This window comes from Pseudomonas sp. LBUM1668, assembly GCF_059695715.1.
The window spans coordinates 1,420,241-1,432,553 of the sequence record NZ_CP166787.1 but is presented as its reverse complement, the minus strand read 5'-3'; the positions used below and the strand labels follow the sequence as shown (position 1 = coordinate 1,432,553).

At 60.4% G+C, this 12,313-nt stretch carries 13 protein-coding genes; 1 reads left to right on the top strand and 12 read right to left on the bottom strand.

Annotation, left to right across the window (positions count from 1 at the left end):
* Window positions 1-25: 25 nt before the first annotated feature.
* The 7 genes from ACA061_RS06345 to ACA061_RS06315 all read right to left on the bottom strand — a co-directional run bounded on the left by ACA061_RS06345 (window position 26) and on the right by ACA061_RS06315 (window position 5,131).
* Window positions 26-370 carry a YegP family protein gene (locus tag ACA061_RS06345; protein WP_150603086.1) on the bottom strand — a complete coding sequence of 115 codons (345 nt, stop codon included), beginning with the start codon at window positions 368-370 and terminating at the stop codon, window positions 26-28.
* A gap of 166 nt (window positions 371-536) precedes the next feature.
* Window positions 537-842 (bottom strand): ribbon-helix-helix domain-containing protein, encoded by a 306-nt coding sequence (locus ACA061_RS06340; RefSeq protein WP_210700964.1) that lies wholly within the window; start codon window positions 840-842, stop codon window positions 537-539.
* Between the two features lie 13 nt (window positions 843-855).
* On the bottom strand, window positions 856-1,437 hold the full coding sequence (locus ACA061_RS06335; protein ID WP_210700965.1) for a DJ-1/PfpI family protein: 582 nt from the start codon (window positions 1,435-1,437) through the stop codon (window positions 856-858).
* Between the two features lie 232 nt (window positions 1,438-1,669).
* A complete protein-coding gene (locus tag ACA061_RS06330; RefSeq protein WP_497300848.1) occupies window positions 1,670-2,896 on the bottom strand; it encodes a class I SAM-dependent methyltransferase in 1,227 nt (408 codons plus the stop codon).
* A gap of 103 nt (window positions 2,897-2,999) precedes the next feature.
* The gene (locus tag ACA061_RS06325; RefSeq protein WP_497300846.1) at window positions 3,000-3,617 is read right to left on the bottom strand and encodes a TPM domain-containing protein; all 618 of its coding nucleotides are present in this window, start codon (window positions 3,615-3,617) and stop codon (window positions 3,000-3,002) included.
* Between the two features lie 33 nt (window positions 3,618-3,650).
* On the bottom strand, window positions 3,651-4,406 hold the full coding sequence (locus ACA061_RS06320) for a TPM domain-containing protein (RefSeq protein ID WP_210553790.1): 756 nt from the start codon (window positions 4,404-4,406) through the stop codon (window positions 3,651-3,653).
* 116 nt (window positions 4,407-4,522) lie between these two features.
* Window positions 4,523-5,131: a LemA family protein gene (locus tag ACA061_RS06315; RefSeq protein WP_115147656.1), complete on the bottom strand. Its 609-nt coding sequence runs from the start codon at window positions 5,129-5,131 to the stop codon at window positions 4,523-4,525.
* Between the two features lie 260 nt (window positions 5,132-5,391).
* Here ACA061_RS06315 and bglX point away from each other — a divergent pair, with 260 nt between their 5' ends.
* On the top strand, window positions 5,392-7,683 hold the full coding sequence (bglX, locus tag ACA061_RS06310; RefSeq protein WP_497300843.1) for a beta-glucosidase BglX: 2,292 nt from the start codon (window positions 5,392-5,394) through the stop codon (window positions 7,681-7,683).
* A gap of 136 nt (window positions 7,684-7,819) precedes the next feature.
* Here the strand turns inward: bglX and ACA061_RS06305 are convergent, their stop codons facing one another.
* From ACA061_RS06305 to ACA061_RS06285, 5 genes are all read right to left on the bottom strand, one after another.
* The gene (locus ACA061_RS06305; RefSeq protein ID WP_150604893.1) at window positions 7,820-8,977 is read right to left on the bottom strand and encodes a phospholipase D-like domain-containing protein; all 1,158 of its coding nucleotides are present in this window, start codon (window positions 8,975-8,977) and stop codon (window positions 7,820-7,822) included.
* Window position 8,978: 1 nt separating this feature from the next.
* Complete coding sequence (locus ACA061_RS06300; protein ID WP_150617629.1) at window positions 8,979-9,569, bottom strand: YceI family protein; 591 nt, start codon at window positions 9,567-9,569, stop codon at window positions 8,979-8,981.
* A gap of 257 nt (window positions 9,570-9,826) precedes the next feature.
* The gene (locus tag ACA061_RS06295) at window positions 9,827-10,123 is read right to left on the bottom strand and encodes an amidase (protein ID WP_150604895.1); all 297 of its coding nucleotides are present in this window, start codon (window positions 10,121-10,123) and stop codon (window positions 9,827-9,829) included.
* The gene (locus ACA061_RS06290) at window positions 10,120-11,193 is read right to left on the bottom strand and encodes a serine hydrolase domain-containing protein (protein ID WP_497300840.1); all 1,074 of its coding nucleotides are present in this window, start codon (window positions 11,191-11,193) and stop codon (window positions 10,120-10,122) included. The genes ACA061_RS06295 and ACA061_RS06290 overlap by 4 nt, the downstream gene beginning before the upstream one ends.
* Before the next feature lie 180 nt (window positions 11,194-11,373).
* Entirely contained in the window at window positions 11,374-12,252 is an 879-nt protein-coding gene (locus tag ACA061_RS06285; RefSeq protein WP_497300838.1) for an acyl-CoA dehydrogenase middle domain-containing protein, read from the bottom strand.
* Window positions 12,253-12,313 lie beyond the last annotated feature (61 nt).

The window sequence follows — 12,313 nt, the reverse complement described above, 5'->3', positions numbered from 1 at the left end:
CTTTGACGACTGAAACCAACGCTGTTCAGAGGACTGGCAGGGTCTTGTCCTTGATGGTTTTCGTCGGGCCGTTGGCCTTGACGCTGGCGATGCCTTTGTCACACGCCGCATCCGAGGAGTAGGCCTCGCTGCTGCCGATCACCTGATGATTGGCGGCTTTGAGATTGAAGTACGGATGACCATCCTTGGTGGACTTTTTCTCATAGCGCTCATCCAGCGGGCTGTTGGTCTGCACTGACGCAATGCCGCTGTCGGCTGCCGCGCGGGTGGTGTAGAGCTCGCTGGTGAGAATGGTTTCGGCGTTGGCTGCTTTCAGCACAAACCTGAACTGGCCGTTGCTGCTTTTACTCACTTCGTACCATCCGGACATGCTCGTTTCTCCTTGGCGGATGAGAGGTTTCGCGCTTCAGAGTAAAGACCAACCTCAGACTTCTGTCGCCTGTTCCGGCCTCATCGCCAGCAGGCTGGCTCCTACATTTGGAATGCATTTCCCTGTAGGAGTGAGCCTGCTCGCGATGGGGTCAACTTGTACTCGACTACTTCACCACCGCCCGCACCACCGACAATTCCGGAACCGCCACCCGCCGCTGACTCAGATACCGCGTACAACTCACCCGCAAGAACGAAGCAAAATTGACCACCTCGCCGCGGTAATCCATCACCTCTTCATACAGCTTGGCGATCAGTTGATTGGTGGTCATGCCGTCGATCTCGGCGATTTCGCCGAGGATGTCCCAAAACTGATTTTCCAGGCGCAACGTCGTCACCACCCCGCAAATACGCAGCGAGCGAGAGCGCGATTCATAGAGGATCGGGTCAGCCTTGACGTAGAGCTCGCACATGGACGAAACCTCGTTACAGGGTGATTTGGGTGCCCAGCAAACCGAGGAAACCGGCCAGCCAGTTCGGATGCGCCGGCCACGCCGGAGCAGTCGCCAGATTGCCTTGCACGTGGCCGTCCGTCACCGGGAGGTCGATGTACGTACCGCCCGCCAGTCGGACCTCAGGCGCGCAAGCCGGATAGGCGCTGCACTCGCGCCCCTCAAGAATGCCCGCCGCTGCCAGCAACTGCGCGCCATGGCAGACCGCTGCAATCGGTTTGCCGGACTTGTCGAAGGCACGCACCAGATCGAGGACTTTTTCGTTCAGACGCAGGTACTCCGGAGCCCGACCGCCGGGGATCACCAGCGCGTCGTAATCGGCCTCGCTGGCCTTGGCGAAATCGAAATTCAGCGCGAACAGGTGACCGGGTTTTTCGCTGTAGGTCTGGTCGCCTTCGAAGTCATGGATCGCGGTGCGCACGGTCTGGCCAGCGGCTTTATCCGGGCAGACCGCGTGGACGGTGTGCCCGACCATTTGCAGGGCCTGGAACGGCACCATCACTTCGTAGTCTTCGACGTAATCGCCGACCAGCATCAGGATTTTTTTTGCGGCCATGGGGAGGACTCCTCTGGGAAATGCTTGGGAGTATTGAAGGTAGACCTTATCTGTCGGGGCGGGTAACAACCGGCTACTACGCCTGACGCGCCAGGCACTCGTACACGGACACCTGTAGGAGCTGCCGAAGGCTGCGATCTTTTGACTTTGTCTTTTAAAAACAAGATCAAAAGATCGCAGCGTGCCGCAGCTCCTACAGGGATGCAGGTCGATACAGGCGTTCAGTCGTGGGTCAGGAGAGGTAGCCGTCAGCGCGCAGCAAGGTTTCCAGGCAGTGCTCGCTGATGTTGTAGAACGCCTTCAACTCCTGGATTTTCACTAACAGCTGAGCCGGGTCCACCGGCTCGGCGCGTTTCACTGCCAGAATCATCTTGTTCTTGTTGGTGTGATCCAGCGAGATGAACTCGAACACTTTGGTCTCGTAACCACAGGCTTCAAGGAACAGCGCGCGCAGGCTGTCAGTGACCATTTCCGCCTGCTGACCGAGGTGCAAACCGTATTGCAGCATCGGCTTGAGCAGCGCCGGGCTCTGGATCTGCAGGCGGATCTGTTTGTGGCAGCACGGCGAGCACATGATGATCGACGCGCCCGAACGGATGCCGGTGTGGATCGCGTAGTCAGTAGCAATGTCGCAGGCATGCAGGGCGATCATCACGTCCAGTTCGCTCGGCGCCACGCTTCGCACGTCACCGCATTTGAACACCAGGCCCGGATGATCCAGTTTTGCCGCCGCGGCGTTGCACAGGCTGACCATTTCTTCACGCAACTCGACGCCCGTGACTTCGCCCTCGGCCTTCAAGGTATTGCGCAGGTAGTCGTGGATGGCGAACGTCAGGTAGCCCTTGCCCGAACCGAAATCCGCGACCCGCACCGGTTTGTCCAGCGCCAGCGGTGACGATGTCAGGGCATGGCTGAAGACTTCGATGAACTTGTTGATCTGCTTCCACTTGCGTGACATCGCCGGGATCAGCTCGTGCTGCGCGTTGGTCACGCCCAGATCCTTGAGAAACGGCCGGTTCAGGTCCAGAAACCGGTTTTTCTCGCGGTTGTGCTCTGCCGACGGCGCTTCACGCAATTGCTGAGGTTTGCTCTTGAACAGCGAACTCTTGCCCTTTTTGCTGTATTCGAGCTGAGCTTCGTCAGTCAGCGCCAGCAAATGCGCATTTTTGAACGAGGCCGGCAGCAGCGCTGCGATCGCATGCACGCCGTCTTCAAGCGGCAGGTTCTTGGTAATGTCGCGGGTTTTGTAGCGATACACGAACGACAGGCAGGGCTGAGCTTTAACGGTCACCGGTTTGATGATGACGCGCTGCAAGTCCGCTTCTTCACCGACGTATTTGGCCAGCACCAGTTTGATGAAACCGTTCTGCTCGAGGCTGGTTTGCAGCAACTCGATGAACTGGGCGTGGTGGTCCGGCGCGGGTTTGGCAGATGGCGCGGAAGGGGCGGTAACGGACATGAACAAGCGGCCTCGGGCGGGGCGAATCGGGAATGGCGGGTATTTTAGGGGGGATGGGGGTTGGGGACACGCTCTTATTTACCGAACGGCAAAATCAGAAGATCTACCCCAACACCACCAACCGATTCGGCAACTCATTCCTCACCTGCGTCACCGGCACATGCACCTTGAGCAATTCCCCACATGCCTCGATACAAGTGACAAACCCCTCTAGCGTGCGCCCCTGCCGTACCTGCTCGGTAAACGCCGCGACAATCACATCCCAGCTTTCATTGCCCAACCGCTTCGAAATCCCCTCATCCACCAGAATCTCCACGTAGCGCTCGGCCTCGCAGACGAAAATAAGCATGCCGGTGCTGCCCACGGTGTGATGCAGGTTCTGTTCGAGAAACTGTCGCCGCGCCAGGTTCGATGCGCGCCAGTGGCGCACCCGGCGTGGCACCAGATGTGTGGTGATCTTCGGCAGGCGAAACAGCAGGCACAGCACAATGAACAGGCCCCACTGCACCAGCAGCAGGCTGCGCAGGGTCAGCAAGCCGGTCAGGTAATGCACGACGCCCGGCACCACCAGCGCCAGCAGGCTGGCCCACAACAGCGGGATGTACGCGTAGTCATCGGCGCGAGCCGCCAGCACTGTCACCAGTTCGGCATCGGTGTCGCGCTCGACCCGTGCAATCGCCTCGGCGACTTTGCGTTGTTCGTGTTCAGTCAGTAATGCCATGTCAAAAAGTGCCTGCTCATTATTCTTTTAATGTCACCAGCCGCCGGACGAACCACCGCCGCCGAAACTGCCCCCGCCGCCGCTGAAGCCCCCACCGCCACCGCCGCCACCAAATCCGCCGCCACCGCCAAAACCTCCCCCGCCACCGGAGCCGCCACGGCCGGTGGGCAGGATACCGAGCATCTGGCAGACAAACACCGTCAGGATGAACAACATCACCAGAAAAACGAACAACGTCGGATGCCGCGAGATGAAATCGCTCTGCGGGTCCCCGCTGGACTCATACACCGTCGACGGTTCGTCCAGCGGATTGCCGCCCAGCACAACCAGCATCGCCGCCACACCATCGCTGATGCCTTTGCTGAAATTACCGGTCTTGAACGCGGGCGTGATGACTTGATGGATGATCACCGAGGTTTGCGCATCGGTCAGCCGGTCTTCCAGGCCATAACCGACTTCGATGCGCAATTTGCGCTCGTCACGGGCGACGATCAGCAGCGCGCCGTTGTTCTTGTCCTTTTGCCCGATGCCCCAGTGGCGACCGAGCTGGACGCCATAATCCTCAATGGTGGTGCCTTGCAGATCGGGCAACGTGACCACGACCAATTGCTCGCCGGTTGCCTGTTCGTGGGCCTGCAACTGTTGGCTCAATTGCGCGCGCACCGACGGCTCGATCATCTGCGCCTGGTCCACCACTCGCCCGCTCAGCGCCGGGAACGTCAACTCGGCCCGGGCGCTGACGGCGAACAGCCACAGCATCAGCACCAGGCCTATTTTCAACACACGCATGAATATCCCCCACCGATCTCCCTGTAGGAGCTGCCGCAGGCTGCGATCCTTTGATCCTGATCTTTAAAAACAAGATCAAAAGATCGCAGCCTGCGGCAGCTCCTACACAGGATTGTTTAGAACTTCACTTCCGGAGCCTTTTCCGCACCGGGCGTGGTGGCTTCGAAGGTTTCGCGCATCGGCAGGTCGCTGTACATCACGCTGTGCCAGAGCCGACCGGGAAAGGTGCGGATCTCGGTGTTGTACTTCTGCACCGCCAGAATGAAATCGCGTCGCGCCACGGCGATGCGGTTTTCCGTGCCTTCGAGCTGCGATTGCAGGGCGAGGAAGTTCTGATTGGCCTTCAGATCCGGATAACGCTCGGACACCACCATCAAACGGCTCAACGCGCCGCTCAACTGATCCTGCGCCTGCTGGTACTGCTTGAGCTTCTCGGGATTGTCGAGGGTACTGGCATCAACCTGAATCGACGTGGCTTTCGCCCGGGCTTCGATCACCGCGGTCAGGGTTTCCTTTTCGTGGGCGGCATAGCCCTTCACCGTTTCCACCAGATTGGGGATCAGGTCGGCGCGACGCTGGTACTGGTTCTGCACCTGCCCCCACGCGGCCTTGGCCTGTTCGTCGAGGGTCGGGATGTTGTTGATGCCACACGCGGTCAGCAACGTCGCCAGCATCAACAATGTGGCGACCTGCAAACGCGAGCGATAGGTTGGACTTACATTCATTGCAGTGATGCTCCCTGACACATTTCATTAAAAAGCCGAGCGCGAAACCTTCTCAGCCAGCGGTTGGGGCATAATCGGCCGCGCCACTGGATTGCGACCGGTCAATGGGCTAAAAAGTGCCTGCGCGGTCGAACTGCCTGCGGTCAACGGTGCTTTTTTGGCTTGGCGTTTTTGCGCCCGCACCCGAACAACAATAGTCGCTCCCTAAATTTTGGCTGGCCGGCATTGCATTGCCGTTTGTGCCCTTGAGAAAAACATTCATGAAGAAGCTGTGTTTGCTGGGCCTGTTCGTCAGTCTGGCCAGTCATCAAGTATTGGCCGCTGAGACCTCGGTACCTCTGGAAAACAAGGACGCCTTCATCAGCAACCTGATGAAGCAAATGACCCTCGACGAAAAGATCGGCCAGTTGCGCCTGATCAGCATCGGCCCGGAAATGCCCCGCGAGCTGATCCGCAAGGAGATCGCCACCGGCAACATCGGCGGCACGTTCAACTCGATCACCCGCGCGGAAAACCGTCCGATGCAGGACGCTGCCATGCGCAGTCGCCTGAAGATTCCGATGTTTTTTGCGTACGACGTGATCCACGGTCACCGTACGATTTTCCCGATTCCGCTGGCCCTCGCTTCAAGCTGGGACATGGACGCCATCGGCCAGTCCGGGCGCGTTGCCGCCAAAGAGGCCGCTGCCGACAGTCTCGATCTCACCTTCGCGCCGATGGTCGACATCTCCCGCGACCCGCGCTGGGGTCGTAGCTCCGAAGGTTTCGGTGAAGACACCTACCTCACTTCGCGCATCGCCAAAGTCATGGTCAAGGCCTATCAGGGCGATGCCCCGAACACGGCCGACAGCATCATGGCCAGCGTCAAGCACTTTGCCTTGTACGGCGCGGTCGAGGGCGGTCGCGACTACAACACCGTCGACATGAGCCCGGTGAAGATGTACCAGGACTACCTGCCGCCGTACCGTGCTGCGATCGATGCCGGCGCCGGTGGTGTGATGGTGGCGTTGAACTCGATCAACGGCATTCCGGCCACCGCCGACACCTGGCTGATGAACGATCTGTTGCGCAGGGATTGGGGCTTCAAGGGCCTGGCGGTCAGTGACCATGGCGCGATCTTTGAACTGATCAAGCACGGTGTGGCGCGCGACGGTCGCGAAGCGGCGAAACTGGCGATCAAGGCCGGCATCGACATGAGCATGAACGACACCCTGTACGGCAAAGAGCTGCCAGGGCTGCTCAAGTCCGGCGAGATCGAACAGAAACACATCGACAACGCTGTGCGCGAAGTCCTTGCGGCCAAGTACGACATGGGCCTGTTCAAGGACCCGTACCTGCGCATCGGCAAAGCTGAGGATGATCCGGCCGACACCTACGCCGAAAGCCGCCTGCACCGCGCCGAGGCCCGCGACGTTGCGCGTCGCAGCCTGGTGCTTCTGAAGAACCAGAACGAAACCCTGCCACTGAAGAAGACTGCAAAAATCGCCCTGGTCGGCCCGCTGGCCAAGGCGCCGATCGACATGATGGGTAGTTGGGCTGCCGCCGGTCGTCCGGCGCAATCGGTGACCCTGTTCGACGGCATGAACGCACTGATCGGCGACAAGGCGAACCTGATCTACGCCCGTGGCGCCAACATCACCAGCGACAAGAAGGTGCTCAATTACCTGAACTTCCTCAACTTCGATGCGCCGGAAGTGGTTGATGATTCGCGCCCGGCCAACGTGCTGATCGACGAAGCGGTGAAAGCCGCCAAGGATGCTGACGTGATCGTCGCAGCGGTGGGCGAATCCCGTGGCATGTCCCACGAATCGTCCAGCCGTACCGACCTGAACATCCCGCAAACACAGCGCGAGTTGATCCGCGCGCTGAAAGCCACCGGCAAGCCGTTGGTGCTGGTCTTGATGAACGGCCGCCCACTGACCATTCTCGAAGAGAACCAGTCGGCCGACGCGATTCTGGAAACCTGGTTCAGCGGCACCGAAGGTGGCAACGCCATCGCCGACGTACTGTTCGGCGACTACAACCCGTCGGGCAAACTGCCGGTGACCTTCCCGCGCTCTGTTGGGCAGATTCCGACCTACTACAACCACCTGAGCATTGGCCGGCCGTTCACACCGGGCAAACCGGGCAACTACACCTCGCAGTATTTCGATGACACGACGGGCCCGCTGTTCCCGTTCGGTTACGGTTTGAGCTACACCGATTTCAGCCTGAGCGACATGGCGCTGTCCTCGACCACCCTGAACGCCACCGGCAAGCTCGACGCCAGTGTCATGGTGAAGAACACCGGCAAGCGTGACGGCGAAACCGTGGTGCAGCTGTACATTCAGGACGTCACCGGTTCGATGATTCGCCCGGTGAAAGAACTGAAGAACTTCCAGAAAATCATGCTCAAGGCCGGCGAACAGAAAGTCGTGCACTTCACCATCACCGAGGAGGAGCTGAAGTTCTACAACGCCCAACTCAAGTACGCGGCCGAGCCCGGCAAGTTCAACGTGCAGATCGGCCTGGATTCTCAGGATGTGAAGCAGCAGAGCTTTGAGTTGCTGTAGTACCGGCGCCTGAACGTTCCCACGCTCTGCGTGGGATACCCTGTAGGAGCTGCCGAAGGCTGCGATTGATGTTGATTTCTAAGATCAACAGATCGCAGCCTTCGGCAGCTCCTACAAGGGAATGCGGGGGTGGCGGCTAGCCGCGTCTGTCGAGCATGTTGACCACCAACCGATCCACCCAGCCCCAAATCCTCTGTTTCACCCGCCGCCACAACGGCCGCCTCTGCCACTCCTCCAGACTCACGCGCTGACTCAAGCCGAAATCCTTCTCGAAGCTCGCCACCACCGCTGCCGTCAACGACGGATCGAGCGCCTCAAGGTTCGCCTCCAGATTGAAGCGCAAATTCCAGTGATCAAAGTTGCACGAACCGATGCTCACCCAATCGTCCACCAGCACCATTTTCAGGTGCAGGAAGCACGGCTGGTATTCGTAGATCTGCACGCCGGCCTTGAGCAGTCGCGGGTAGTAGCGATGCCCGGCGTAGCGCACGGACGGGTGATCGGTGCGCGGCCCGGTCAACAGCAGGCGCACGTCGACACCTCGGGCAGCGGCCTTGCGCAGCGAGCGGCGGATGTTCCAGGTCGGCAGGAAGTACGGCGTGGCCATCCAGATACGTTTTTGCCCGCTGTTCAGCGCGCGAAACAGTGATTGCAGAATGTCGCGGTGCTGGCGGGCGTCGGCGTAAGCCACGCGGCCCATGCCCTCGCCCATGTCCGGCACCTTGGGCAGACGCGGCAAGCCGACATGCGCGGATGGCTTCCAGGCACGGCGATGGCGGTTGGCGATCCACTGGCGGTCGAACAATAGCTGCCAGTCGAGCACCAGCGGGCCGCTGATTTCCACCATCACTTCGTGCCACTCGCTGGTGTCGTGCCCCGGCGTCCAGAACTCATCGGTGACACCCGTGCCGCCAACCACCGCCAGCCGCTGATCAACCAGCAGCAGTTTGCGGTGGTCACGATAGAAATTGCCGACCCAACGCCGCCAGTGCAGGCGATTGTAGAAGCGCAGCTCAACCCCGGCGTGGGTCAAGCGTTTACGCAGGTTCAGGGTAAACGCGAGGCTGCCGTAGTCGTCGAACAGACAGCGCACGCGCACACCGCGTTCGGCGGCCAGCACCAGCGCTTGCACGATGGTTTCGGCACAGGCGCCAGCCTCGACCAGGTACAGCTCAAGTTCGATCTGCTCCTGGGCGCTGGCAATTTGTTCAAGCATGCGCGGGAAGAATTGCGGGCCGTCGATCAACAGCTCGAACCGGTTGCCGTCACGCCAAGGGAAGATCGCGCCGCGCATGTCAGCGCGCCGTGAAAATCAGCACCGCACCCACCGGCACCGACAGGCTGATGGCCGACAAATCGGCCAACTTGCGCAGGCTTTCCAGCCCTGGGGCGAGATCGAAATCCTCGGCATTGATCACCACTGGCTCCAGTGTCACCACCTGAAAGCGTCGATCATCCAGACGCGTCGCCAGCAGCTCGGCCGGGTATTCGTGTTGCTTGCCATGCAGGTTGACGGTCAGCGGCAGACGCAATTCCAGCTGCGCACCGGGGGCCAGATCGTTGATCGGGCGCAGGTCGATCTGGGTGGTGATGGTCGCGTCGGGAAACTGCTCGATCTGGAACAGCTCCTTGCGCATGCGCTCGTCACGCAGCGGGATGCCGCTGTTGATCGAATCCATCTCGACCTCGACCTCGGCGCGACCGTTGGGGTCGACCTTGCCATGCAGCACCAGAAAGCGCTGCACTTCGGAGATATGGGCGTTTTTCGTACTGACGAACGACAGCCGTGACGACTCGCCGTCCAGATACCAATTGGCCTGCGCCGGCAACGCAGCGGCGGCCAGCAGCAGGCAGGACAGGGTTTTGTAGAGGGAGCGGTTGAACATTGCGGACTCGTGGGGGCGATAAACCTGAGCCGAACATTAACTGGCTGGGGCGTGATTGCAAATCGAAGATCAAAAGATCGTCCGATCGCGGCACGAGCCTTCGGCAGCTACGGGGTTCCACTGTTGACGCTTCACCTGTGGGAGCTGGCTTGCCAGCGATTAGGCCGGCACAGGTGAAATTTTTGCTGAATGACACACCGCCATCGCTGGCAAGCCAGCTCCCACAGGGTTCTTTATTTGCAGACGAATCGTGTGTTTCAGGGATTGAGGCGGCAGCCTTGGCGTTCGCCCAGCCACTGGGCGCTATTGCTGCGGCCCATGCCGCTGACGGTGATGGTTTTGCTGGCGGCGTCATCGCTGAAGCCGCTGGTCGGCAGCCACTGCTTCACATAGCCGCGGCAATATTCGGCGTCGTTATTCATCACATAGCGGCACGAACAATATTCCTTCGCTGTGTAGGCGCTGATGATGTCCGGGAAGGCCCAGAGGTTCTCGCGCTCATAGCCGATCCAGCCGAGCAGCACGACAAGCAGCACCAGCAAGAACCGTTTCACGGTCGCACCGCCGCAAGCACACGCTTGAGCAGTTCGTTGTGGCGGTAACTGCCATCGCGGTCATCGGCGTAGCGCACGATCACCAGTTTTTCGCTGGGGATGACGTACAGCGCCTGGCCCCAATGCCCCAGCGCGGCGAAGGTATCGGGCGGTGCGTCGGGCCAGGGCGATGGCGCGCCATCCGCCGGGCGGTTGAGCCACCACTGGCCGCCAGGCACGGCTTCGTCCTGATGGGCCTTGTAACCGGCGAAGGGTTGCAGGTTGAAGGTGAGCCATTCCTTGGGCAGCAATTGCCGATCATTCCAGCGTCCGTCGCGGGCCATCAACAAACCGACACGCGCCAGATCCCGCGCGGTGAGATAGGCGTAAGACGACGCGACAAACGTGCCGCTCGCATCCGTCTCCCACACCGCGCTGCGAATGCCCAAAGGCTCGAACAGAGCAGTCCATGGATAGTCGGGATAACGCTGCGGGCCGACGATGGATCTCAACGCTGCCGCCAGCAGATTGCTGTCGCCGCTGGAATAGCGGAAGGCCTGTCCCGGCGGCGCGTAGGTGTCGTGATTGGCGGTGAACGCGGCCATGTCACGATGGCCACGGGTATAGAGCATCGCCACCACCGAAGATTTCAGCGGGGCGTATTCATAGTCTTCCTGCCAGTCGATGCCCGAGGCCCAATGCAGCAGATCGGCAAGGGTGATCGCCGGGTGTTTTTCCAGCGCCGGGTAGAACTTCACGGCTGGATCATCGAGCTTGAACAGGCCTTCACCGTAGGCAACGCCAAGCACCGCAGCCATCAGACTTTTGCTGATAGACCAGGTCAGGTGTGGGGTTTGCGCGTCAGTCGGGCCGGCGTAGCGTTCGTAGATGATCTGGCCGTCGCGGACGATCAACAAGGCATCGGTGCGAATGCCCTGGCGGGTGGTGTCGTCGCGGGGTGGGAAGGCGTAAGCCTGAAGATCTTCAACCGCTGTGATCTGTGGACCAACCAGCCATTGTTCGCCGGGCAATGATTCGGCCTGAACGGTGAAGCTGATCAGCAGCAGAAACAGCGACAGGCCTTTGAACATGGTGAGGGCTCTTGGAGAGAACCTGCTGAGACTAGTCGGGGTTCATGACAAATTGGAGATCTTGACTGTTCATCAGGCCGTCATCGCTGGCAAGCCAGCTCCCACAGGGTCAATGGTGAACAGACAATCTGTGGCAATCACAAAAACCTGTGGGAGCTGGCTTGCCAGCGATGAGGCCAGTCAAATCACCGCCAAAGCCTTGGCCAAGCGCTTTGCTCTGGCACCGGAGGCCAACTGCATCACCGCCTGATCGCGCCGCCACATCTGCGCCCATTCCGGATCACCTTCGCTTAACGCCTGGTCAATCTCGGTCTTGAGCGCATCAAACTGCGCAAACAACCCAGCCAACAATACATGCCCCGCCGGATTGTTCGGCGCCTGCCGGCTCATCTCCGCACACCCGGCCAGCAGCGCCAGCAAGCGCAGTTGCAGCGTCTGCGGCCAGTCGCTGTCCTGCCCGACGCCGTACAACCAAGCGGTCATCGCGCTCAGCACGTAGACATCTTCCAGCGTGCGAAACGGTTTGACGTAAGCATCCCAGCCGTCCCCCGCAAGCAACTCGCACAGCGCGCCATCGAGATGCAGCCGGCCATGGCTGATGTCGGGTATCAGCGGCAGAGCCGGCAGTTTTTCCACCGTCACACCGGGCTCGCCGGGATACACCACCGCCAGACTCAGGCGCGGCGTTGCGCCGGCTTCTTCACTGCGTGCGGCGATCAGCAACCAGTCCGCCGCATCGCCGGCCGTGACGAAATCCTTGGCGCCACTCAAGCGCAAATCCGTCAGCCGCGTCTGCATGTCGGCCGGACGCAAGCTGCGCTGTTCGGTCGCACACAACGCGCCGAGGCTCAGCGGTGCGCTCGGCCACAACATGCGCAATGCCGCTTGATAACCGACCAGAAACGCCAGCCCTGGCGTCGCCATCCGCCGCCCGCCCGCCACCGCCAATTCGAACGGCGTGACGTTGCCCAACTGCTGCAACAACGTCGCAAAACCCTCGGCCAAGTCAGCAACGGCGGGCAATCGTTCACGGCTTTGCAACAGATCTGGCCAGGGCATAAGAGGCTCCTTGTGGGCTGTCATATAAGCATCACCAAAGGTTCATGGCGATGACACCGGG

Excerpts from the sequence above, each read along its gene's own strand:
- ACA061_RS06305 (WP_150604893.1), bottom strand. The coding sequence starts at position 8,977 with ATGCGCGGCGCGATCTTCCCTTGGCGTGACGGCAACCGGTTCGAGCTG.
- ACA061_RS06335 (WP_210700965.1), bottom strand. The coding sequence starts at position 1,437 with ATGGCCGCAAAAAAAATCCTGATGCTGGTCGGCGATTACGTCGAAGAC.
- ACA061_RS06300 (WP_150617629.1), bottom strand. The coding sequence starts at position 9,569 with ATGTTCAACCGCTCCCTCTACAAAACCCTGTCCTGCCTGCTGCTGGCC.
- ACA061_RS06340 (WP_210700964.1), bottom strand. The coding sequence starts at position 842 with ATGTGCGAGCTCTACGTCAAGGCTGACCCGATCCTCTATGAATCGCGC.
- ACA061_RS06325 (WP_497300846.1), bottom strand. The coding sequence starts at position 3,617 with ATGGCATTACTGACTGAACACGAACAACGCAAAGTCGCCGAGGCGATT.
- ACA061_RS06345 (WP_150603086.1), bottom strand. The coding sequence starts at position 370 with ATGTCCGGATGGTACGAAGTGAGTAAAAGCAGCAACGGCCAGTTCAGG.
- ACA061_RS06315 (WP_115147656.1), bottom strand. The coding sequence starts at position 5,131 with ATGAATGTAAGTCCAACCTATCGCTCGCGTTTGCAGGTCGCCACATTG.
- ACA061_RS06330 (WP_497300848.1), bottom strand. The coding sequence starts at position 2,896 with ATGTCCGTTACCGCCCCTTCCGCGCCATCTGCCAAACCCGCGCCGGAC.
- bglX (WP_497300843.1), top strand. The coding sequence starts at position 5,392 with ATGAAGAAGCTGTGTTTGCTGGGCCTGTTCGTCAGTCTGGCCAGTCAT.
- ACA061_RS06290 (WP_497300840.1), bottom strand. The coding sequence starts at position 11,193 with ATGTTCAAAGGCCTGTCGCTGTTTCTGCTGCTGATCAGCTTCACCGTT.
- ACA061_RS06285 (WP_497300838.1), bottom strand. The coding sequence starts at position 12,252 with ATGCCCTGGCCAGATCTGTTGCAAAGCCGTGAACGATTGCCCGCCGTT.
- ACA061_RS06320 (WP_210553790.1), bottom strand. The coding sequence starts at position 4,406 with ATGCGTGTGTTGAAAATAGGCCTGGTGCTGATGCTGTGGCTGTTCGCC.